Genomic DNA, 23325 nt, shown 5'->3' with positions numbered 1-23325 from the left:
AGACGTAGGTTTGCCCGCCCCCTGCATATTGAAAGGACCCTTCTATGGGCAAAGCACTCAAGCGCTGGTGGCCGCTCTTTATGCTGCCCACGTGCCTGGCGTTTATGATCGGGTTCGTGATTCCCTTTATCCAGGGTTTCTATCTCTCGTTCTGCCAGTTTATTACCATCAATAACGCGCACTTTGTCGGTATCGAGAACTACGTGCGCGCGCTGTCCGATCCGCAGTTCTCCACGTCGTTCTTCTTTACCGTGGCGTTTGCCTTCCTGTCGACGGTGCTCATCAACGTGATCGCGCTGGCCATTGCGCAGGCGCTCACTCGCAAGGCGCTCAAGGGCACCAACATCTTCCGTACGATTTTCTTTATGCCTAACCTGATTGGCGGCATTGTACTGGGTTACATTTGGCAGATTCTGATCAACTGCCTGCTCTCCAACGTGGGTGCCCAGCTTATCGCCCTCAACTCCGCCGCTGGCTTCTGGGGCCTTATCATCCTGACCCTGTGGCAACAGGTCGGCTACATGATGATCATCTACATCGCCGGTCTGCAGTCCATTCCGTCTGACTACATCGAGGCCGCCAAGGTCGATGGCGCTACGGCATGGCAGACGTTTTGGAAGGTTAAGATCCCCAACCTGATGCCGACCATCACCATCTGCCTGTTCCTGTCCATCACCAACGGCTTTAAGCTGTTCGACCAGAACCTCGCCCTTACCGGTGGCGCCCCGGCGCACTCCACCGAGATGCTCGCCCTGAACATCTACAACACGTTCTATTCGCGTGCTGGCATCGCATGGCAGGGCATCGGTCAGGCCAAGGCAGTTATCTTCTGCATCCTGGTTGTCGCTATTTCTATGATCCAGCTTAAGGCCACGAGGTCCAAGGAGGTGCAGCAGTAATGAAACGCGATAAGGCTATCAACCGCGCGCTCTCGATCTTCTTTACGATCCTGTCGCTCGCATGGATCTACCCCGTGTTCATGATTGCGCTCAATTCCTTTAAGAAAGCGACCGCAATCAGCACCACCACGGCGTTCGATCTGCTCACGCCCGAGACGTTCAACGGCCTCGCAAACTACGTGCACGCTCTGAACGAGCAGGGCTTTGCCTCGGCGTTTATGTACTCGCTTATCATCACGGTCACGTCGGTCGTGCTGATTCTGGTGTGCTGCTCCATGTGCGCTTGGTACGTGGTGCGCGTCAACAGCAAGATCTCGAACTTCTTCTATTACCTGTTCGTCTTCTCGATGGTCGTACCGTTCCAGATGCTCATGTTCACGCTGTCCAACCTCGCGGACCGCATCGGCTTTAACACGCCGTTTAACATCTGCTTCATCTACCTTGGTTTTGGCGCGGGCCTCGCGGTCTTTATGTTCGCCGGCTTCGTCAAGAACATCCCGCTCGAGATTGAGGAAGCGGCCATGATCGACGGCTGCAACCCGGTCCAAGTGTTCTTTAAGATCGTCCTTCCCATTATGAAGCCCACCTATCTTTCGGTCGGCATCCTTGAGACCATGTGGGTCTGGAACGACTATCTGCTGCCCTACCTTACGCTCGACTCCACCAAGTACAAGACCATTCCTATCTTGATCCAGTACTTCCGTGGCGGCTATGGCCACGTCGAGCTCGGCCCCATGATGGCGTGCATCATGATGGTCGTCATCCCCATCGTCATCATGTACATCTTCTGCCAGAAGTACATCATCGACGGTGTGGTGGCAGGTGCCGTCAAGGGCTGATGCCGTAACTGTTTTGCAAGTTTTGGCGGCGCCTCTCAGCGCGGCGCCGCGTATCGAAAGGTAAAGACATGGCCGAGATCGTTCTCAAACATGTTCAGAAGGTGTATCCCAACAACGAGTCAAAAAAGAAGGGCTTCTTTGGCAAAAAGAAGAAGACCGAGGAGAAGAAGCACAACCTCAAGGTTACCGAGGACGGTGTGCTCGCTGTAGAGGACTTCAACCTCACCGTTCACGACCAGGAGTTCATCGTCCTCGTTGGCCCTTCTGGCTGCGGTAAGTCCACGACGATGCGCATGGTCGCCGGCCTGGAGGACATCACCTCCGGCGATGTGTTCATCGATGGCAAGCGCGTCAACGACGTGGCGCCCAAGGACCGCGACATCGCCATGGTGTTCCAGAGTTATGCTCTGTACCCCAATATGACGGTGTACGAGAACATGGCGTTTACGCTTGAGCTCAAGAAGGTCCCCAAGGACGAGATCGACCGCAAGGTTCGCTCCGCTGCCGAGATCCTGGGTATTACCGAGTACCTCGACCGTAAGCCCAAGGCGCTCTCTGGCGGCCAGCGCCAGCGCGTCGCCATCGGCCGCGCCATCGTGCGTGACCCCAAGGTCTTCCTGATGGACGAGCCGCTGTCCAACCTGGATGCCAAGCTTCGTAACCAGATGCGCGCCGAGCTCATTAAGCTGCGTCACGAGATCAAGGGCACCTTCATCTACGTTACCCACGACCAGACCGAGGCTATGACCCTCGGTGACCGTATCGTGGTCATGAAGGACGGCGTCGTCCAGCAGATCGCCACGCCGCAGGAGGTCTTCAACCATCCCGCGAACATCTTCGTCGCCGGCTTCATCGGCGTGCCGCAGATGAACTTCTTCGATGCCCAGCTGGTGCGCTCGGGCAACGGCTTTACTGTCAAGACCGAGGATATGAACGTGGCGCTCGCCCCGGAGACTTGCGCTCAGCTTGCCCTCAACTGGGACGGCGGCGACGTGAAGGAGATTACGGCCGGCGTGCGCCCCGAGCAGATCCTGCTTGCCGACAAGGGCGAGGAGGGTGCGCTCCAGGGCACCGTCGAGGTGACCGAGCTCATGGGCTCGACCGAGCATGTCCACGTGACCGCTCCCGACGGCCAGTTTGTCCTGATTATCCCCGTCGTCGACCTCGAGGCCAAGGGCGCGCTCAAGGCTGGCGACCCCATCTGGTTCAAGTTCGAGAAGAACGCGACTCATCTCTTCGATAAGGTGTCTGGCAAGAACCTTATCTAGGCCCGGTGCATCCAGGCCCTCCCTTTGGGCGACTGCGGCTTTGCCATCCTTTTGCCGCGGTCACATATAAGGCTCCCCTCCCGTCCACTGGGCGAGAGGGGAGCCTTTCTTTGTGTTGGAACTGTCTGACCGGTCGTTTGTCTCGATCTGTAACGGATAGGGCCGATTTCGGACGTTAGATGTTACAGATCGAGACGGTTCCGCTGAGCTAACCATTTCATCTAAATCTGTAACACCAAAGGCGAATTTCACCTGCTAGATGTTACAGATTGAGATAAACCCAAGGGGAGGGGCCGGTATGTCTCAATCTGTAACAGCTGGGACCGTTTTGGTTGAGTAGTTGTTATGGATCGAGATTGTTTGGCCGAGTCGGATCACAGGGTAACGTGCGGGCACAAAAAACGGAGCCGCGTTGCCGTGGCTCCGTTTTCAAGAGGATGGGCGATGAAACCGAATTAGCTCAGGTGCCAGATCTCGTCGTTGTACTGGGAGATCGTACGGTCGGACGAGAAGGTGCCGGCGTTGGCGATATTGATGAGCGCCTTGCGCATCCAGGCGTCCTGGTCCTCGTAGTCGGCCAGCACGCGCTCCTTGGTCTGGATGTACTCCTCAATGTCGAGCAGGGCCATAAACCAGTCCTTGCCCTTAATGTCGTCGTGCAGGCGCTGCAGGCGCTCGGCGTTGCCGGTTGCCATAAAGGCCGGGTTGGTGATGAAGTCCACCAGCAGTTTAATGCCGGGCTTGCGGTAGAGCGCACCGGCGTTGTAGGTGCCGTCGGCGTAGAGCTGCTCGACCTGTTTGGACGAGGCACCAAAGGTATAGATGTTCTCGTCGCCCACGAGCTCGGCAATCTCCACGTTGGCACCGTCGAGCGTGCACAGGGTTAGGGCGCCGTTGAGCATGAACTTCATGTTGGAGGTGCCGCTCGCCTCCTTGGAGGCCAGGCTGATCTGCTCGGAGATGTCAGCGGCGGGGATCACGCGCTCGGCGGCGGTGACGTTGTAGTTCTCGATCATGACAACCTGCAGGTAGGGAGCCACGTCGGGGTCGTTTGCAATCCACTGCGACAGCGTCAGGATCAGATGGATGATGTCCTGCGCGATAGTGTAGGCAGGCGCCGCCTTGCCGCCAAAGATGATGGTGACAGGGTGCTTAGGCCTGTTGCCGTTCTTGATATCGAAGTACTTCCAGATGATGTAGAGCGCGAGCATCTGCTGACGCTTGTACTCGTGGATGCGCTTGACCTGGACGTCGATGATGGCGTTGGAGGGAATGGTCACGCCCTGCTCGAGCGCCATGAACTGGCGCATGATGGCCTTGGCCTCGACCTTGGTGGCGGCCAGGCGCTCAAGAACGTCCTTGTCGTCGGCGAACTTGGCGAGTTTGTTCAGATCGCCGGTGCTGCGCCAGTCGGTGCCGATTACATCGTCGAGCAGGCTGGCGAGCGCGGGGTTGGCTCCATGGATCCAGCGGCGGAAGGTGATGCCGTTGGTCTTGTTGGAGAACTTCTCGGGATAGATCTCGTAGAACGGATGAAGCTCGGTGTCCTCCAGGATCTTGGTGTGGAGGGCGGCTACGCCGTTGATGGAGAAGCCAAAGTGGATGTCCATGTGGGCCATGTGGACGGTGTCGTGCTCGTCGATGATGGCGACGCGCGGGTCATCGTGCTCGGCTTTCGCGATCTCATCGAGCTTGACGATAATGTCGGCGATGGCAGGGGAGACCTTCTGCAGGCTGGCGAGCGGCCACTTCTCGAGCGCCTCGGCAAGGATCGTGTGGTTAGTGTAGGCGACCATGGAGCGTACGATGGTCACGGCCTCGTCAAACTCGATGCCATGCTCGGTGGTGAGCAAGCGAATGAGCTCGGGGATGACCATGGTGGGGTGCGTGTCGTTAATTTGGACCACGGCGTAGTCGGCCAGATCGTGCAGGTTGCTGCCGCGCTCGACGGCCTCGTCGATCAGGAGCTGGGCGGCGTTGCTCACCATGAAGTACTCCTGATAGATGCGAAGCAGGCGGCCCTGCTCGTCGGAATCGTCGGGGTAGAGGAACAAGGTGAGGTTCTTGGCGATCTCGGTCTTGTCGAAGTCGATGGAGCTGCCGGGGACCAGGCCGTCGTCGACGCTTGCCAGGTCAAACAGGCGCAGACGGTTCTTGGTGGGCTGGCCGTAACCGGGCACGTCGATGTTGACGAGCTTGGAGGTAACGGCAAAATCGCCGAACTCGACGGTGTAGGAGCGGCCGTCGTCGACTAGGATGTCCTGCTCACCGAGCCACTCGTCGGGGACGGCCTTCTGCTGGTTGTCGACAAAGCGCTGACGGAACAGGCCGTAGTGATAGTTGAGGCCCACGCCATCGCCGGTCAAGCCCAGCGTGGCGATGGAATCCAGGAAGCATGCGGCCAGGCGGCCCAGGCCGCCGTTGCCGAGCGACGGCTCGACCTCGAACTCCTCGATCTTGTTGAGGTCGTGGCCTGCGGCGGTGAGCTGGTCCTTAACCTCATCGTAGATGCCGAGGTCGATCATGTTGTTGATGAGCAGCTTGCCGATCAAAAATTCGGCGGAAATGTAATAGAGCTTTTTCTTGCCGTTGTTGAGCGGGCAGGCGGCGGAGCGCTCCTGCACGAGTTTGACCAGCAGCTTGTAAATGCGACGGTCGTCGAGCTGCTCGAGCGAGGTGCCAAAAGACTGCTCGGCGAGTTCCATGAGGTTAATTTGGGGCATGTTTTCTCCTGTGATGGGTTGTTTCATGTCTGCAATTCATAAGAAGCCCGCGCGAGGGGATTGGGGTGGCCTCGCGCGGGAAAAAGCAAGCGCGTCCGCACGGTGGGGAGGGGTCGGGCGCGGTAGCTCCTATTGAGGAAGCTCGATTTCGGCTTCCGACGGGATGCGGAAGTAGGTCTCGGTCCAGTCGGTGAGTTTGTGCTCGAGCTCGCGGGTGATGGCGCCGTCGAGCATGCGCCAGGTCCAGTTGCCGCCCAACGTGGCAGGGGTGTTGATGCGCGCCTCGTTGCCCAAGTTGAGCAGGTCCTGCATGGTGTAGATGCACGTGTCGCTCACGCTGGCGGCGATGGTGCGATTGAGTGCATCTGCCATGGGTTCGCCGGCCTGCTGATGGGTGTACAGGGCTGCCTGCTCGCGCTGACGCGGGGTGGCCGTTCCCTCAAACCAACCGCGCGCCGTCTCGTTATCGTGGGTGCCCACATAGGCGACGGTGTTGGCGATGTAGTTATGCGGCAGGTAGTACGAGTTGGTGCCCTCAAAGGCAAACTGCAGGATCTTCATGCCGGGGAAGCCCGAGTTGTCGCGCATGTCGATGACGCCGGGGGTGAGGAAGCCCAGGTCCTCGGCGATGATGGGCAGCGTGCCGAGCTTTTCCTCGAGCGTCTTGAAGAACTTGAGGCCGGGACCCTGCGTCCACGAACCGTAGGACGAATCGGGCGAGGAGAACGGCACCTCCCAATAGGCCTCGAAGCCGCGGAAGTGATCCAGGCGGATGACGTCGTACATGTCGAGGGCGGCGCGAATGCGGCCCTCCCACCAGGAGAAGCCGTCGGACTCCATGGCGTCCCAGTCGTAGATGGGGTTGCCCCAGTACTGGCCGGTGGCCGAGAACTGGTCGGGCGGCGTGCCGGCGACGCTCACGGGATTGCCGGCGGTGTCGATCTTAAAGAGCTCAGGCGTCGCCCACATCTCGACGGAGTCACGCGAGACATAGATGGGCAGGTCGCCGATGATGAGAATGTCGCGCTCGTTGGCATAGGCCTTGAGGCGGCTCCACTGGCGATCGAAGAAGTACTGCGTCATCTGGTGGTAGAGCATACGCGCCGGATGGTCGGCGCAGACCTTGGCGGAAGCCTCGCCGCGGGTGCGGAGCTCCGCGGGCCACTCCCAAAACGCCTTGAGACCGCACTCCTCTTTGACGGTCATGAACTCACAGTAGGGGATGAGCCAGTCCTCGTTGGCCTGGATAAAGTCATCGAAATCGGCCGGCTTGTCGGCAGCAAAGCGCTCGGCGGCGCGGTCGAGAATCTGACGGCGGCCACCAAAGATGGCACCGTAGTCGACATTGCTGGGGTCGGATCCCAGATACACGCCATCGATATCGCGCTGCTCCAGATACCCTGCCTCGATAAGCTCGGCAAAGTCGATAAAGTTGGAGTTGCCTGCGCGGGCCGAGAACGACTGATAGGGCGAATCGCCATAGCTGGTCGTCGTAAGGGGCAGAATCTGCCAGTAATGTTGTTTGCACGAGGCGAGAAAATCGACGAAGTCGTAGGCATTCCAGCCAAAGCCGCCGATTCCGTATGGTCCGGGCAGAGATGAGACGGGCATGAGGACGCCGCTTGCACGCTCCATGAATGCGCTCACCAACCTTCTTGTTGTGGGGTCGGCCTGCCGATGGGTGTGCAGTCCGCCTCCGATGTTCTGATTCGATACGCCTATTGTAAAACATGTTGTTTAAACATGTACAGGCAAGATAAAAAAGTTGGTCGATTTTCGGCGAATGGTTACATGCCATGAAAAAGCCCCGACCTCACAACGTGAGATCGGGGCAAGAGCGGTATGTAGGTTTTTGCTACTCGGCGTCGGCGAAGCCGTTGGGGTTGTGGCTCTGCCAGTTCCAGCTATCGCGGCACATGTCCGCGATGTCGTACTGGGCCTTCCAGCCCATCATGCGCTCGGCCTTGGAGGCATCGCACCAGTTGGCAGCGATGTCGCCGGCGCGGCGCTCGCGGATCACGTAGGGCAGCTCCTTGCCACAAGCCTTGGAGAAGGCGGCGACGACCTCGAGTACCGAGGTGCCGGTGCCGGTGCCCAGGTTAAAGATCTCGACGCCGGTTTTGCCGTTCATCCAGTTAAGGGCGGCAACGTGACCAGAGGCCAGATCGCACACGTGGATGTAGTCGCGCACGCCGGTGCCGTCGGGGGTGGGGTAGTCGTTGCCATAGACCTGAACGGCCTCGAGCTTGCCCACGGCGACCTGGGCGACATAGGGCACCAGGTTGTTGGGGATGCCCTTGGGGTCCTCGCCGATCAGGCCCGACGGATGAGCGCCGATGGGGTTGAAGTAACGGAGCAGCACGACGTCCCACTCGGGGTCGGCGGTGTGGACGTCCATAAGGATCTGCTCGATCATCCACTTGGTCCAGCCATAGGGGTTGGTTGCGGGCTTCTTGGGGTCTTCCTCGGTGACGGGCGGGTTGTCCGGGTCGCCGTAGACGGTCGAGGAGCTCGAGAAGATGATGGACTTGCAGCCATGGTTGCGCATGACGTCGATGAGCACCAGGGTGTTCTCGATGTTGTTGTGGTAGTACTCGACGGGCTTGCTCACCGACTCGCCGACGGCCTTAAAGCCGGCAAAGTGGATGACACGGTCGATCTGATGGGTATCGAAGATCTTGTTCATCGCATCGCGGTCGAGCACGTTGGCCTTGTAGAAGGTGAGGTTCTTGGCGGCTTCGTCGCCCACGATGGTCTTGACGCGGTCGACGGCGACGGCGCTGGAGTTGGAGAGATCATCGACGATGACGACCTGGTAGCCACCCTCGAGCAGCTGAACGACGGTGTGCGAGCCGATAAAGCCGGCGCCACCGGTAACGAGGACGCAGGTGTCTATGGGGTCGAGTGCTTTGGACATGTAGTCTCCTATCGAATCAGGAACACTTCTAGAGGGGAGTATAGCGCAGGCGGGGACGCCCAAATGGTGCACTGTAGGAAAAGCAGAGGATTATGTTAACGTACTCATATAAGAGCTTGCTCAATTGTTACCTCAAATTTGACAATTGCTTACGAGCCGCCGACCTTGTAGTTTCCTGCCGTTCGTGGAAATCGTTGGGACGCGCCATATGTACGCTAATATGTATGAGTTGAGCGACATATAAATAAGCATGTAACGGAGTACATATGTCACCAAACAGCGATTCCATCCTTTCCCAGGAGCTCTCGCGCCGCACTGCCCTTAAGGCCCTGTTCGGCGCCGCTTCTGCGGCAGTTCTTTTTGGCCTGCCCACTCGCGCCCATGCGGCGGAGGCTTCCAAAGAAACCACCGATAAATTGAATGCCGCCCAGGCCCAACTCGACGAGGTTCAGGCCCAGCTCGACAGCATCGCAAATGAGTATGCGGCGCTGGCCAACAAGAATGCCCAGACCCTCAACGACATCGAGAATGTCCAGGGCAAGATTGACGACACGCAGGCCCAGATCGATGAAAAGAAGGCCGAGCTCAAGAAGAAGCGCAACGACCTTTCCGATCGCGTGGCCGCCAGCTACAAGTCCGGCGGTACGAACATCCTGTCGCTGCTGCTGGCCTCTGGCTCGTTTGAGGAACTCGTCGCCAACGCGCATTACGTTGAGAAGATCAACAAGAGCGACCGCGATGCCATCGAGGATATCCAGACGATTCAGGCTGAGCTCGACGCGCAGAAGACCGAGCTCGAAGCACAAAAGGCCAACCTGGAGAAACTCAAGGACCAGCAGACGGCTCAGATGCAGGATATGCAGGCCAAGCAGCAAGAAGTCCAGACCGTGCTGAACGGTCTTTCCGACGACGTCAAGGAGCTCATGGCTCAGCGCGATTCCGAGATTCTCGCTGCCGCCCAGGCCGAGGAGGCCGCTAGGAAGGCCGCCGCTGCCGCGGCCGCCGCGAACAAGAACAATTCCTACTCGGGTGGTTCGAGCTCGGGCGGTGGATCGTATGCGCCCGGAACTCCGCAGCAGAATGCCGGCTCGGGCAAGCAGCAGGCCGTCGTCAACGCGTGCTACTCCACGCCTTCGCCGGGTCAGAACTGGTGCGCGGCGTGGGTTACCAATGTCTTCCGCAATGCCGGCGTGGGCTATTTTGGCGGCAACGCGTGTGACATGTTCAACGCCTGGTGCTATAGCTCCGACCGCTCGGCGCTGCAGGTGGGCATGATCGTGGCCGACTCGTCGCACAGCGGAACCGGTACGCCGGGTCTGCTGTACGGACACGTGGGCATCTATGTTGGCGGCGGCATCGTTATGAGCAACGAGGGCGCCATTACGTCTAAGTCACTTGATGCGTTTATTCGGTTCTACGGCACTGGCTCTGGCGTGCGCTGGGGCTGGCTTGGCGGCGTGGTGCTGTCGTAACTGCGGTCTGAAGTAAGTTGGTCCGGGACTGCGGGCGAGGCATAAGGTTGCCTGCTCTACAGTCCTGCGCAAGACGAAGGCCACATTAAGTGGCCTTCTTTGCGTGCGGAACTCGCGACCAACCTTATGCCTCGCCCGCAGTCCCGGACCTTCCGGGTTCGGGGCGCGACATACCGGACTGGGTTATCTAAATAAATATGGTGAAGGCCCCTTTCGGGGCCTTCTTTTTAAAGGAATTCGCCGACTCGGTGGACTTCTGGTTCTAGGTCTACTCCGAATTGGTCTTTGACGGTTGCTTGGATGTGGCGGATGAGTTCGTCGACGTTGGCGGCGGTGGCGTGATCGGCGTTGACGATGAAGCCGCAGTGCTTTTCACTCACCTGCGCACCGCCAACGGCATGGCCGCGCAGGCCGGCGTCCATGATGAGCTTGCCGGCAAAATAGCCCTCGGGGCGCTTGAAGGTGGAGCCGGCGCTCGGCATGTCGAGCGGCTGCTTGTCCTCGCGGCGTTGGCGGTAGTCATCCATGTCGGCCTTGATCATCGCGGCGTTGCCCGGGGCGAGATTGAAGGTGGCCGAAAGCACGATAAAGCCGTCGTCGGCAATGCGGCTCTTACGATAGCCCAGGTTGAGCTCATCGACATCGAACTCGATGATATTGCCGCTACCGCGGGTGCCGTCGTCGAGCACGCGGGCGGGCTTATAGACGCGCACGGACTCCAAAACATCGGCCATGCAGGCGCCGTAGGCACCGGCGTTCATGTAGCAGGCACCGCCGACCGAGCCGGGGATGCCCGAGATGGGCTCCATGCCGGTAAGACCAGCCTCGGCTGCCGCGGCCGCTACGTCCGAGAGCAGCGCGCCGGCTGCTGCCGTAACATGCGTGCCGTCGACGGTGATGTTAGAGAGGCCTTCGCCCAGCGCCACGACGACGCCGCGGATGCCCTTGTCGCCGACGAGCAGGTCGGAGCCGTTGCCCACGATGGTGAGTGGCAGATCGCAGCGGTAGCAGGTATCGAGCGTGGCAATGAGTCCCTGCTCGGTGTCGGGCGTGACAAAGACGTCGGCCGGGCCGCCGATCTTAAACGTGGTGTGCTCGCGCATGGGCTCGCTCATGAGCACGTTGTCCTCGCCGGCAACGCCAGCGAGCGCGCAGAGCAGGTCCTCGTTAAAAAAGTCATTCTCGTGCATACGTATATCCGCCTTATGGTGGTCGTTTTCATCAATCGAATGCAATATACCCCACCCGGATGGATTTGGTGCAAAGTAACCTGACCCCAATGCATCACATGGTGCAAAGGGGTCAGGTTGCTTTGCACCAATCGCGGCGATAAAACAGCCGTCTACCGGATTGGTAAAGTGTTTATCATCGAGGTAGAGGGACGGTCGCTATACTTTCAAGAGATTGCGCGAATACTCGGAAGGAGCGAGATGGGCAACAAAGTTACTCTCAAGCAGATTGCCCAGGAGGTGGGGCTTTCCCCCTCGTCGGTCTCGCTTGTTCTCAACAACCGGCCTTGTCGCATCTCGGAAGAAAACCGCAAGCGCATCAAAGAGGTCGCGGCGCGCAACCACTATGTTCCCAACCAGATCGCGCGCAGCCTGGTCATGCGCGAGTCTCGCACGCTGGGCCTTATCGTTCCCAACATCGAGAGCCGATTTTTTGCCTCGCTCGCTGGCAGTCTGGAAAAGCGCTGCCGCGAGGACGGCTACGCGCTCTTTATTACCAGCTCGGGTGGAAGCGCCGAGGACGATCTAGAGCTCCTGCGCCAGCTGGTGACGCGCGGCGTCGATGGCGTGTTCTTGGTCGTGGGCGACGAATTCTCGGACGACCGCGCTTTGCGCGAAGAAGTCAGCCATCTGCCCATCCCGGCGGTAATGGTTGACCGTGCCATTGAGGGACTCGAGTGCGACAAGGTGATGTTCGACCACGAGATGGGCGGCTATATGGCCACCCGCTATCTAATCGAGCAGGGCCACCGTCGTATTGCCTGCTTGGTTAATGCGCGCCGTTCCAATACGGGTCGTAAGCGTCTTGCCGGCTACGAGCGTGCGCTGCGCGAGGTGGGGCTGCCCATCGATGCGCGCTTGGAGTTCGAGAGTGAGTATTACATTCCGAGTGCCTACGAGGCCTCGGAGGCGGTGCTCGCAACTGACGCCACTGCTGTGTTCGCAAGCTCGGACAACATTGCGCTGGGTCTGCTCAAGCGTCTGCATGAGATGGGGAAGAGCATTCCGGGCGATATCTCGGTGGTGAGCTATGACAACTCGGCGGCCGACGTTCTCTTTGAGCCGGCGTTGACCGCGATCGAGCAGGACCCCGGCGTGCTCGCCGAGCATGCTTTTGGCTGCATGTCCAAGCGTCTTGCCGGTAGGGGCGGCAGGCGTGCCGAAGAGGTCGTTCTGGAGCCGGCGCTTATCGTTAAGGACAGCGTGCTCGAGCTTACTAAACACAACTAAACACGTTTATCAATTCATGCAGATTGAATGTGGAGTACCTGTGACAGACAATGCCGCAGGTGAATGTCTGCTTTTGCCTGTCCATATGGCAAATCAGGATGATAAAACGTTTTTTCACCATGATAAAACGTTTTAGCAAATATACTAGTCCCAACGAAAGGTTGCCGTATCGGAAGGCGACCGCGCAGCGAAGGGACATAAACAATGGCTAAAACACTGGGAACGCCGTGGCAAAAACTGGGACATGAGGTTCCCACTTCCGAGCTCGAGGGTGTCGACCTGTATTGGCGCGCCTCGAACTACCTGTCCGTCGGCCAGATTTACCTTCGCTCCAACCCGCTGATGCGCAGCGACTTTGTCGACGAGAAGACCGGCGAGACGCGCGATTTTGGTCGTCCGGACGTTAAGCACCGTCTGGTCGGTCACTGGGGCACCACGCCCGGTATCAACTTCCTGTTCGGTCATGTCAACCGCCTCATCGCCGATCACAACCAGAACGCCATTTTCTTGATGGGCCCGGGCCACGGTGGCCCTGCTGGCACCGCCCAGTCGCTGCTCGATGGCACCTACCGTGAGATCCGCCCCGACATCACCAATGACGAGGCCGGCCTGCAGAAGTTCTTCCGCCAGTTCTCCTATCCCGGCGGCATCCCGAGCCACTTTGCGCCCGAGACGCCCGGTTCCATCCACGAGGGCGGCGAGCTCGGCTACACGCTCAGCCACGCCTACGGCGCCGTCATGGACAACCCGAGCCTGCTGGCCGTGGCCGTGGTGGGCGACGGTGAGTCCGAGACCGGTCCGCTTGCCACCTCTTGGCAGTCCAACAAGCTCGTGAACCCGGCAACCGACGGTATCGTCCTGCCGATCCTACACCTCAACGGTTACAAGATCGCCAACCCCACCATCCTCGCCCGCGTGTCCGACGAGGAGCTCACCAAGTTCTTTGAGGGCATGGGCTACAAGCCGCACTTCTTTGTCGCCGGCTTTGACGACGAGAGCCACGCGAGCATCCATGCGCGCTTCGCTGCCCTGTTTGAGCAGGTCTTTGACGAGATCTGCGACATCAAGGCCACCGCGCAGGCCCAGGCCGCCGCAGGCGAGACCGTGGCCCGCCCTGCCTACCCCATGATTGTGTTCCGTACTCCCAAGGGTTGGACCTGCCCCAAGCACATCGACGGCAAGAAGACCGAGGACTCCTGGCGCGCCCATCAGGTGCCGCTGGCGAGCGCCAAGGACACCCACGAGCATTTCCGCGTACTGCGCGAGTGGCTGCGCTCCTACAAGCCCGAGGAGCTCTTTACGCCCGAGGGCCAGGTGCGCCCCGAGGTGACGGCCTTTATGCCAACCGGCGAGCTGCGCATTGGCGCCAACCCCAACGCGAACGGCGGCAAGGTGCGCCGCGCGCTCGAGCTCCCCGATATTTACGCCCACGAGATCCCCGTCGCCGAGAAGGGTCACGGCTGGGGCTCCACCGAGGCCGCTCGCGTCTTTGGTGAGTACACTGCCGACGTTCTGGCCAAGAACATGGACGATTTCCGCATCTTTGGCCCCGACGAGACCGCGTCCAACCGCCTGCAAGCTGCCTACAAGGTGACCAAGAAGCAGTGGGACGCCGGCTTCTATGAGGACGAGGCCAACGACGAGCTGCTGGCCGGCTCCGGTAAGGTCGTCGAGCAGCTGTCCGAGCACCAGTGCGAAGGCTTCCTCGAGGCCTACGTGCTCACCGGACGCTCCGGCGTGTGGAGCTCCTACGAGAGCTTTGTGCACGTGGTCGATTCCATGGTCAACCAGCACTGCAAGTGGCTCGAGGCCACCAAGCGCGAGATTCCGTGGCGTGCTCCCATCAGCGGACTCAACATTTTGCTGTCGAGCCATGTCTGGCGCCAGGACCACAACGGCTTCTCGCACCAGGACCCCGGCTTTATCGACCTGCTGCTCAACAAGGCCAACGACACGCATATCGTGAATGCTTACTATCCGGCCGACGCCAACATGGCCCTCGCTGTGGCCGAGCGCGTCTATCAGTCCACCGACTGCGTCAACGCCATTTTCTGCGGCAAGCAGCCCGCCCCGACCTTCCAGACGGTTGACGAGGCCTGCGCCGAGCTCGCCGAGGGCGTCGCGGCTTGGGAGTGGGCATCGACTGCCGACTCGCTCGCCGAGGCTGACGTCGTAGTTGCCACGTGCGGTGACGTGCCGACGCTCGAGGCCCTGGCTGCAACCGACATGCTGCGCGAGCTAGGCATTAAGGTGTGGTTCGTTAACGTGGTCGATCTGCTCAAGATCCAGAACGCCTGCGAGAACGACCAGGCCATCAGCGATGAGCGCTGGGCTGAGCTGTTCGGCTGCGGTGAGAAGCCCGTGCTCTTCGCATTCCACGCCTATGCCGGCACGATTCGCCGCCTGATCTGGAACCGCCCCGGCCACGACGCCTTCCGCGTCCACGGCTACGAGGAGAAGGGCTCCACGACCACGCCGTTCGACATGCTGCGCCTGAACAACATGGACCGCTGGGCCCTGGCCGCCGACGTGCTGCGTATGGTCGACGCCGATAAGTTTGCCGAGCAGATTGATGAGTGGGAGGCTTTCCGCACCGAGGCATTTGAGTTCGCGTGCGACGAGGGCTTCGATCACCCGGCCTTCACTGACTGGGTCTGGCCCGACGCTGCGGCTGCAACTGCCGCCGACGGCACGCTCTCCGCAACCCAAATGACCGCAGGCGACAACGAGTAACTTAGTTACGCGGTTTTACCAAACCGCGTAATGGCTCGACGCTGCGCGGATTCCAGGCACCCCATCTCGCCGTTCAAACCGTCGCTCGCGTACAAGAAGTACGCATCGCTCCTCTTTCGCGGCGACCTGGGGCACCTGGAACTCGCTCGCTGACTTTTGCGCAACCAGCGGTGAGCGATTGCTCGGGGAGCGCATTGCTGGATGGTCTCGCGCTGGGGCCTGCTCCGGGCGGGTTGCCTTGCTCCGGGAAGTGGGCTTCGCGAACTTCCCGGAGCAAGGCCACCCCGCCGGGCAAGGCCCTCTCGACCGTTTCGATATGCGGGGGCTGATATTTTTTAATGTGATGGGGCTGTTGCTGTTGCGGCCTTGGAAACTGCATATCTTACTTTGGTCAACCTGCGATACATTGCCGGGCCGGGGAGGCATACTTTGTTTTGAGAAGTTCGCGAAGCCCACTTCTCAAAACAAAGTATGCCTCCCCGGCCCTCGTCCGTGAACTCTTCCGCTGGGCGAGCCATAGGCGCCGCGTACCGATAGGGTGAGGTGGCGGCTTGAAATTGGTGCTATATTCAGCTTAAGTTGTTTAATGCTAGTACGGGAGGCTGATATGGGGCTGTTCAAGAAGAAAAACCCGCAGGATGCCTTTGATCCCGATGTGTTTACCATCACGGATACGATTTTGGACCCGCCGCGGTTTACGTTTTTGCCGGCTATCTACCAGGATGCCACGCGTCGCAAGTGGGCCGTACATCAGCGCGGCGGCGAGCCGAAGATTTTTGACTATGCGGACGTGTTGCAGTGCGAAGTGGCCGAGGCGGGCGATCCGGAGGCCGATGAAGCGGTCTCTAAACAGGAATTTGCCCAGCGTATTCTAGCAAATCCCGCTAAGGCGGCAAAAATGAACGCAGCCAAGCGTAATATGTGTCTTGGTATGGGCGTTGTTGTGGCGGTTCAGACGGGAAAAGACGAGGTTTCCAAACTAGAGATTCCCGTTATGACCGATGAAGTCAAACGCGATTCAAGCCTGTATAAGTCGTATCGGAATGTCGCCGAGAAGATCAAGGCCGAATTTGATGCCATGGGTGGTCTGGCCTAATTTTGGCGACATACGTTTCTGAACGAGGGGTCTGTGCAATGGCAGGCGAATCTTATGCAATTCCCCCCAAAGATCGTGCTGTTGAGGGGATTCTTTGGTATATCCAGCACCATCAGCTTGCCGGCGGCGATCGCCTGCCGGCCGAGCGCGTGCTGTGCGAAGAGATTGGCGTTTCGCGTACGGCGTTGCGCGCCGGTATCACGCGGCTCATCTCGTGTGGAACGCTCGAGAGCCGTCGCGGATCGGGTACGTATGTGTGTCCTCCCAAACCGCTCAATATCTTTCAGGAAACGTATAACTTCTCCGATGCTGTGCGGACTGCCGGCCTGCACCCCTCTTCTCGTCTGGTTTCCACCGGGGCCATCGAGGCGGATGAGGCGCTTGCCGACAAGCTTGGGGTTGCTGTAGGCGCTCCTTTGCTCCGCATGCAGCGTGTTCGACTTATTGAGGGCGAGCCGGCGTCAATTGAGACGGCTCACGTTAACCTGTCCCTGTGCCCCTCGCTTCCCGATCACGATTTTGAGTGTGAGAGCCTTTACGATGTCTTGCTCAAAGAAGGTGGCGTGCGCGTTGAGCATGGACGTGAGCATATCTCCATCTCGCGTTTGAACGCCGAAGAGGCCGAGTTGCTCCAGCAAGAAGAGGGAACGCCGGTGTTCTATGAGAGCACGATAGAATTTGATAAGGACATGCGTTTTGTGGAGCATTGCAAATCGGTGATTTTGCCCACAAAGTTCCGCTTTGCCGATAACGGCGAAAAGAACGGCATGAGGAGCGTGGCAGGTGAACAATGGCTGAAACAGTAGATGCCACCCCGGTTTATATGCGCATTCGACGCCGCATCGAGGAGCGTATCGAGCGCGGTATATATCCCACGGGTTCCATGATTCCGTCCGAAAAAGACCTCGCCGAGGAATTTGGTACGACGCGCTTGACCATCCGAAGCGCTGTCGATGAGCTGGTTCGGCGTGGGCAGATTCGACGCGTCCGCGGAAAAGGCGCGTTTGTGGCACAGAAAGTGCCCGTTGCCTACGAGCGAACGGGAGGCTTTCGCGAATCGGTTCGCGCTTCGGGCGGCGAGCCGTCCGTCCGCATCCTCGCGCGTTCCAAGCGTTATGCGGGCCCATACTATGCCAACCTGTTTGACATTGCCGAGGACGATTTACTGTATTCGATTCGGCGTTTGAACTGCGTCAACGGCGATCCCGTATCGATTGAGATGGCGTTCATCCCGTGCCTGCTGTTTCCCACAATCGAAGATATTGACGTGTCGGTCTTCAGTTTGTACGAGACCTATGAGATGTTGGGCCGAAAGCCGGTCATGGCACAGGAAAAGCTCGATATCGAAGCGCTGGGCGCGCGAGATGCCGGCCTGCTTGGACTGGAGCAGGGCGATCTTGCCTTGACGCTTGAGTGCGTGAGCTTCGATGCGAGCGGCCAGGCGATCGAGTACGTCAAGTCGTTTAACCGCGGTGATGCGGGTGGATATACCTATACGTACTAGCTGGTTTTTTGCATAACGGGCTGAAAAGCTGACGGAATTATGATTCGTTGAGCAGACTGCATATACAACCTTACATGGCTCAAAATCGACCGTTCGCCGATGGGGATAAATTAATCGACAAAGAGGTATCAAAAAGCCGTAACCTGTAACTGTGATTGGTATCAAATACTAATGATTTGTTACGAGGTGAGACGATGAAGATGCTCGATTACGTTCAGCTTGCCCATGTGCGTATGGGAGAGAACCTCGAGCGTTCGTCTGAGCTGGTAGCGCAGCTCGTTGATATTTTCCAGTCCGGTTCTTTTGACGCGCTGCGCATCGTTGCTTCGGGTTCGTCGCGCCATGCCGCCGATTGCGCCCGCGATTACCTGCAAGATACACTGCAAATGCAGGTGTCCGTTGTGACGCCCGAGGCCTTCGTCGATTTTGAACACACCTATCCACAGCATGCGCTCAACATTGCCGTTTCGCAGAGTGGCTATTCGACCAATACGATCGCGGCTCTTGATTACATGCGCGCACACGATATGGCTGCAGTTGCGCTCACGGCAAACGTCGAGGCACCCATCAAGGAACACGCCGACATCGTTCTTGACTACGGTGTGGGTGTCGAGTCGGTGGACTTTGTGACTCTGGGCGTCGAGGTTCTCGTTGAGTACCTGGTGCTCTTTGGTATTTACGGCGGTCAGGCGCGCGGAACGATTGACGCCAAGGGCGTTGCTCAGCGTCTTGATGGCCTGCGCGAGGCTATCCAGGCTAATGCCGTGATGTGCAAGACCGCCGAGGCATATGTCCAAGACCACATGCTCGAGCTTTCTGAGCACACGCCCGCTATGGTCGTCGGCAACGGCCCCAACTACGGTGTTGCCGAGGAGGCGGCGCTCAAACTGAGCGAGACCATCAAGATTCCTGCCATGCATCACGAAGGCGAGGAGTTCGTCCACGGTCCCGAGATGCAGATAACCCCAGGCTACCTGGTGTTTATTGTCGACGATCCGCAGGGGTCGGAGCGTCTTGCGAATATCGCCGATGCGCTATCGAACGTTACGGCAAAAACGGTGCTGCTCACGGCCCATCCCAAGGGTAGGGCTCACGAGGTTGTGGTGCCTCAGGTGGCTCCGCTGCTCAGTGCAATTCCCAATCTCGTGTTCTTCCAGACGATTGCGGCAATAATCGCCGAGCGTCTGAAGTCATGGGACGTTCACCCGTATCTCGATGCTGTCTCCAAGCAAATGGAGGTCAAGGCGGAGGGCTACGAAGAGTCAGTCAATGCGCTTAAGGCCAAAGCGGCCGAGTGTTACGGAATGTAAGCGGGTTTTGATGCCCGTTGGCATGGGGGATGTGGAAACAACCCCAGAAAGGAGAGACAAATGAAGGAAACCGAGAAGATCGAGATCATGCATTTCGACCAGGAGGGCTATCTCGAGGACGGCAAGGCGCTCTACGAGACCGGCAAGAAGATGACCGCGCTCGCCGACAAGGTCGCCGACGAGGGCTACGACGCCGTGTTCCTGATGGGCGTCGGCGGCACCTGGGACGAGCTCATGCAGCTCGAGTACCTCATGAACAAGTTCGGCGACCGCGACCTCGAGGTCTACCTGATCCACGCCGCCGAGTGGAACGTCATGGGCCACAAGCGCATGACCGAGAAGTCCGTCGTGCTCACCGCCTCCGAGTCCGGCACCACCCCCGAGGTCCTCGAGGCCGTCAAGAAGATGAAGGAAAAGGGCATTCGCGTCTACGCCATGACCAAGCCCGAGGGCCCCATCGGCCAGGCTGTCGGCGCCGAGAACTGCGTCGCCATGGCTTCTGACCATGGTTCGGGCGGCTGTGAAAAGGGCTACTACCTCGCCGACTGCTTCGGCCTGCGCCTGCTCAACCGCCGCGGCTGCTTCCCCAAGTTTGACCTGTTTATCGAGCAGACCAAGGACATCTGGAAGGACATGCTCGATATCCGCAAGCGCTTCGAGCCGCGCGCCGAGGAGCTCGCCAAGAAGTACGCCCTGGCCCCCTACACCATGTTCATCGGCTCCGGCGCCCTGTGGGGCGAGACCATCCTCTTCTCGATGTGCATCCTCGAGGAGATGCAGTGGAAGCGCACCCGCTACATCACCTCGGCCGACTTCTTCCACGGCACCCTCGAGCTCGTGGAGCCCGGCGTCCCGGTCTTCCTGTTCATGGGCGAGGACGAGAACCGCAAGCTCGACGAGCGCGTCCGCGCGTTCCTGACCCGCGGCGTGACCGGCGACACCGACATCAACGTCATCGACACCGCCGAGTTCGCGATCCCCGGCCTTGACGACGAGTTCCGCGTCATCGTGTCTCCGTGGATCCTCTCCTCGCTGATCACCGATCGCCTTGCCGCTTACTACGAGACGGTCACCAAGCACAACCTCAACTACCGTCGCTACTATCACCAGTTCGACTACTAAGAGCAAATAACGTTTGTGTAATTGGGCCTCGCTCCTATATGGAACGGGGCCTCGCTTGGGTTGGAGAGTAATTATGAGCTATCCCCAGCTTGCCGTCATGAATATCAGCCATCGTTATTTTGACCTTGAGGAGTTCTTTTCTTCGGCGTCGGCTTCGGGCTACACGTGTTGCGAGCTTTGGACCGGGGCGATGCATCTGTATGTCGATTGCCATGGATACGATTCGCTCGAGCAGGTGCGGGAGCTATCACAGCGGTATGGGGTTCGGATTGTGGGTCTTTGTCCCGAACAGAACAACCCCAAGCCGTGGAATATCGCGGCGCGCGGGAATGAGGCGCGTGCCCGCACGCTCGCGTACTTTAAGAACGTTGTGGATATCGCGGCGGAACTTGGAGCCGAGCAGGTCATGGTCTCGAGCGGCTGGGCATTTTTGAACGAGCCAATCGAGGACGCGTGGGGCCGCAGCACCTCGATGCTGCGTGCGATTGCCGAGCATGCGGGAGAGCGCGGCGTGCGACTGGTGCTCGAGGCCCTACAGCCGGTTGAGTCGATGATCGTGAACTCGGCAGCCGATACGAAGCGCATGATCGAGGCGGTTGATCATCCAGCACTTAAGGCGTGTCTGGATTTGGGCGCTATGGCGGTGGCGGGGGATACCATCGACGATTATTTTGATCTGCTTGGCGATGATGTCGCCCACGTGCATTTTGTCGATGTTGCGGCAGATGGCACGACGCATCTTGCCTGGGGTGACGGCGACCGCGATATGCGCGCCGACCTGGATAGGCTGGTGGCACGCGGCTATCGCGGAGTTGTTTCGGCCGAGACCTATGACTGGCGCTATTTTGCCGACCCCGCGGCAGCCGACGCTCAGGTTATGGCGGAGTATCGACGCGCGATTGGCGCCTAAGTGGGACAGGGCGCCGAGTTGGCGTTTGACGGAAAGCACGTCCCAGAACAGGCGCTCAGAATGGGACACACTTTCCGCTGAGGACCTCAACCGGAAACCGCATCCCAGTTTTTGGCTGGCGGGCGGGACGCGCTTTCCCCTATGTTTCCAAATGAATACGCTATGAGCCGAGGAGGACGATTCTCCCCGCAAACACTCTAGTATGCTAAAGTACCCAGAAGACCGGCGGAGCTATGCCGGTCTTCTGCTCTATATGAAACACAGCAAGAGGAGGCTCACCAGATGACGGCCACACCGTGGGGATTCCGGGACATATTGCCCGAGGAGGCTCAGGCGCGCGAGGAGATTGCGCTGACGGTGAAGGGCTGCTTCAGGGAGCATCATTACCTGCCGGTCGAGACGCCGCTGCTCGAGGACAAGGGTTCGCTCGAGGAAGGCGGCCGCATTGCGGACACGCCGTTTAAGCTCTTTGATGACGACGGCCGCCTGCTGGTGGTTCGTCCTGATAACACACTGCCGATCGTGCGTCTGGTTTCGACCCGCATGCGCGCAGCCGACCTGCCCTTGCGCCTGCGCTACGAGGCGCCGGTGGTTCGCGAGTGCCAGCGCAATGCCGGTGGCTCACGCCAGTTTACGCAGCTGGGCTTTGAGCTTATCGGTGCGGGCGATACCGCGGGCGATGTCGAGATTGTCTCGCTGGTCGCCGAGGGCGTGCGCAAGCTGGCGCTGCCCGATGCGCGCATTATCGCAGGTAGCGTGCGTCCGTTTAAGGAGCTGCTCGCGGCGTGCGAGGATCGCGAGCTGGCCGCCGAAGCCCTGCGCTGCGTGCACGCCAACGACTTTGTGGGCCTCGATGCCCGCGTGGCGGCAAGCGCCGAGCCCGATGCCGTCAAGGCCGCCATTAGCGAGTTGCCGCGTCTGCACGGCGGTGCCGAGGTGCTCGACCGCGTGGACGCGCTGCTGGAGGCCGCCGGTATCGTCGCGCCGCTGACGCGCGAGCTGCGTGCCCTGGTCGAGGGCCTGGCACCCGAGGACGCCCAGGTGCTGTCGTTCGACTTCTCTATCATGAACTCTTTCGATTACTACACGGGCCTGGTCTTTAAGGCCTATGCCGGCGGTCTGCCTGACCCGGTCGGTTCTGGCGGCCGCTACGACTCCATCTTTACCGGCGCATTTGGCGACGGCATCGAGGTGCCGGCGGCGGGCTTCGCCTTTTCGCTCGAGCGTCTGGAGGCAGCGCGCACCTCGGCCGAGGACGCCGCTTCCGACGGCGATCACGCCGTGGGCCGTGGAGCCGAAGGCCCGCTGCGCATCGCCGTGCCCAAGGGCTCGCTTAAGGCCGACACGCTCGACGTGCTCGAAGCCGCGGGCTTAGACGTTTCTGAGTTGCGCGACCCCGGCCGTCACCTGATCGTGCGCGGCCGCGACACGCGTGCCGGCGAGGGCACGGTCGGCGATATCGAGTTTGTCATCGTACGCCCTAGCGATGCGCCCGCCTTTGTGGGCTGCGGCGGTGCCGATTGCGGCATCTGCGGGTGGGACTCGCTTATCGAGGCAGACCTCAACCTGCTGCAGCTGGTCGATCTGGGCTACGGCCTGTGCACTTTCATTGAGGCGGAGCCCGCGTGGCGCGCTGGCCAGGCCGAGTGCAACTATGCCCGCCGCGGCTCGCTTCGCGTGGCCACCAAGTATCCGCGCATCGCGAGCGCCTGGTATGCCGAGCGCGGTGTGAATGCCGATATCGTCTCGCTGCACGGTAACATCGAGCTGGGGCCCATCGTCGGCATGACCGACCGCATCGTGGACATTACCGCCACGGGTGCCACGCTGCGCGACAACGATCTGGTCATCACAGGCCGCATCATGGATTGCACGGCTCGCTTCTTCGTCAACCCGGGTGCCGCGCGCTTGGATCCGCGCGTTCGCAACTTGGCCGATCGTCTGGCTGCTGCCGTGAAGGACAAGCATTTTGAGCCCGTCGCGGGCTCGGCACAATAGCGCGAGCGCACACGGGCGCCCCAACGTACGGGCTGCGGGCCGATTGGCGCCGCGGCCCGGCCTCTCGTTTTTCGA

The 23325-nt window shown here is 59.8% G+C and carries 17 protein-coding genes; 13 read left to right on the top strand and 4 right to left on the bottom strand.

All coding sequences use genetic code 11. From position 1 onward, the window contains the following. Nucleotides 1-44: 44 nt before the first annotated feature. The 3 genes from DW892_RS09065 (at nucleotide 45) to DW892_RS09055 (ending at nucleotide 3006) form a co-directional block, all read left to right on the top strand. Nucleotides 45-899, top strand: coding sequence for a carbohydrate ABC transporter permease (locus DW892_RS09065; protein ID WP_055252174.1), 855 nt, complete (start codon nucleotides 45-47; stop codon nucleotides 897-899). Next, nucleotides 899-1738: a carbohydrate ABC transporter permease gene (locus tag DW892_RS09060; protein ID WP_117584245.1), complete on the top strand. Its 840-nt coding sequence runs from the start codon at nucleotides 899-901 to the stop codon at nucleotides 1736-1738. Before DW892_RS09065 ends, DW892_RS09060 begins: the two co-directional genes overlap by 1 nt. Before the next feature lie 68 nt (nucleotides 1739-1806). Then, a complete protein-coding gene (locus DW892_RS09055) occupies nucleotides 1807-3006 on the top strand; it encodes an ABC transporter ATP-binding protein (RefSeq protein ID WP_117584246.1) in 1200 nt (399 codons plus the stop codon). Between the two features lie 455 nt (nucleotides 3007-3461). On the opposite strand, the gene glgP is transcribed toward DW892_RS09055, so the two are convergent. The 3 genes from glgP to galE all read right to left on the bottom strand — a co-directional run bounded on the left by glgP (nucleotide 3462) and on the right by galE (nucleotide 8646). Continuing rightward, nucleotides 3462-5729, bottom strand: a complete 2268-nt coding sequence (gene glgP, locus DW892_RS09050) for a glycogen/starch/alpha-glucan family phosphorylase (protein WP_233544284.1) — start codon at nucleotides 5727-5729, stop codon at nucleotides 3462-3464. Nucleotides 5730-5858: 129 nt separating this feature from the next. Further along, complete coding sequence (gene malQ, locus DW892_RS09045; protein WP_117767060.1) at nucleotides 5859-7364, bottom strand: 4-alpha-glucanotransferase; 1506 nt, start codon at nucleotides 7362-7364, stop codon at nucleotides 5859-5861. A gap of 220 nt (nucleotides 7365-7584) precedes the next feature. Continuing rightward, nucleotides 7585-8646, bottom strand: coding sequence for a UDP-glucose 4-epimerase GalE (galE, locus tag DW892_RS09040; RefSeq protein WP_117767058.1), 1062 nt, complete (start codon nucleotides 8644-8646; stop codon nucleotides 7585-7587). Between the two features lie 266 nt (nucleotides 8647-8912). Between galE and DW892_RS09035 the strand changes: the two genes are divergently transcribed. Next, nucleotides 8913-10118: a hypothetical protein gene (locus tag DW892_RS09035; RefSeq protein ID WP_117767056.1), complete on the top strand. Its 1206-nt coding sequence runs from the start codon at nucleotides 8913-8915 to the stop codon at nucleotides 10116-10118. 227 nt (nucleotides 10119-10345) lie between these two features. On the opposite strand, the gene murB is transcribed toward DW892_RS09035, so the two are convergent. Then, the gene (murB, locus tag DW892_RS09030; RefSeq protein WP_117767054.1) at nucleotides 10346-11308 is read right to left on the bottom strand and encodes a UDP-N-acetylmuramate dehydrogenase; all 963 of its coding nucleotides are present in this window, start codon (nucleotides 11306-11308) and stop codon (nucleotides 10346-10348) included. A 240-nt stretch (nucleotides 11309-11548) separates the two neighbouring features. Here murB and DW892_RS09025 point away from each other — a divergent pair, with 240 nt between their 5' ends. The 9 genes from DW892_RS09025 to hisG all read left to right on the top strand — a co-directional run bounded on the left by DW892_RS09025 (nucleotide 11549) and on the right by hisG (nucleotide 23250). Next, nucleotides 11549-12577 (top strand): LacI family DNA-binding transcriptional regulator, encoded by a 1029-nt coding sequence (locus DW892_RS09025; RefSeq protein ID WP_117640829.1) that lies wholly within the window; start codon nucleotides 11549-11551, stop codon nucleotides 12575-12577. Between the two features lie 204 nt (nucleotides 12578-12781). Continuing rightward, nucleotides 12782-15310, top strand: coding sequence for a phosphoketolase (locus DW892_RS09020; protein WP_117767052.1), 2529 nt, complete (start codon nucleotides 12782-12784; stop codon nucleotides 15308-15310). A 607-nt stretch (nucleotides 15311-15917) separates the two neighbouring features. Next, nucleotides 15918-16406 (top strand): hypothetical protein, encoded by a 489-nt coding sequence (locus tag DW892_RS09015; RefSeq protein WP_117640898.1) that lies wholly within the window; start codon nucleotides 15918-15920, stop codon nucleotides 16404-16406. A 38-nt stretch (nucleotides 16407-16444) separates the two neighbouring features. After that, the gene (locus tag DW892_RS09010) at nucleotides 16445-17212 is read left to right on the top strand and encodes a GntR family transcriptional regulator (protein WP_117638247.1); all 768 of its coding nucleotides are present in this window, start codon (nucleotides 16445-16447) and stop codon (nucleotides 17210-17212) included. Continuing rightward, nucleotides 17197-17910 (top strand): GntR family transcriptional regulator, encoded by a 714-nt coding sequence (locus DW892_RS09005; RefSeq protein ID WP_117767050.1) that lies wholly within the window; start codon nucleotides 17197-17199, stop codon nucleotides 17908-17910. The genes DW892_RS09010 and DW892_RS09005 overlap by 16 nt, the downstream gene beginning before the upstream one ends. A 194-nt stretch (nucleotides 17911-18104) precedes the next feature. Next, nucleotides 18105-19220 carry an SIS domain-containing protein gene (locus tag DW892_RS09000; protein WP_117767048.1) on the top strand — a complete coding sequence of 372 codons (1116 nt, stop codon included), beginning with the start codon at nucleotides 18105-18107 and terminating at the stop codon, nucleotides 19218-19220. Between the two features lie 60 nt (nucleotides 19221-19280). Further along, nucleotides 19281-20342, top strand: coding sequence for an SIS domain-containing protein (locus DW892_RS08995; protein WP_117767046.1), 1062 nt, complete (start codon nucleotides 19281-19283; stop codon nucleotides 20340-20342). Nucleotides 20343-20415: 73 nt separating this feature from the next. After that, a complete protein-coding gene (locus DW892_RS08990; RefSeq protein WP_117767044.1) occupies nucleotides 20416-21252 on the top strand; it encodes a sugar phosphate isomerase/epimerase in 837 nt (278 codons plus the stop codon). 282 nt (nucleotides 21253-21534) lie between these two features. Continuing rightward, complete coding sequence (hisG, locus tag DW892_RS08985; RefSeq protein ID WP_117767042.1) at nucleotides 21535-23250, top strand: ATP phosphoribosyltransferase; 1716 nt, start codon at nucleotides 21535-21537, stop codon at nucleotides 23248-23250. Nucleotides 23251-23325: the final 75 nt, after the last annotated feature.

This window comes from Collinsella sp. AM40-7AC, from assembly GCF_003468125.1.
GTDB classification, from domain to species: Bacteria; Actinomycetota; Coriobacteriia; order Coriobacteriales; family Coriobacteriaceae; genus Collinsella; species Collinsella aerofaciens_O.
This window is presented reverse-complemented; position numbering and strand designations above follow the sequence as displayed.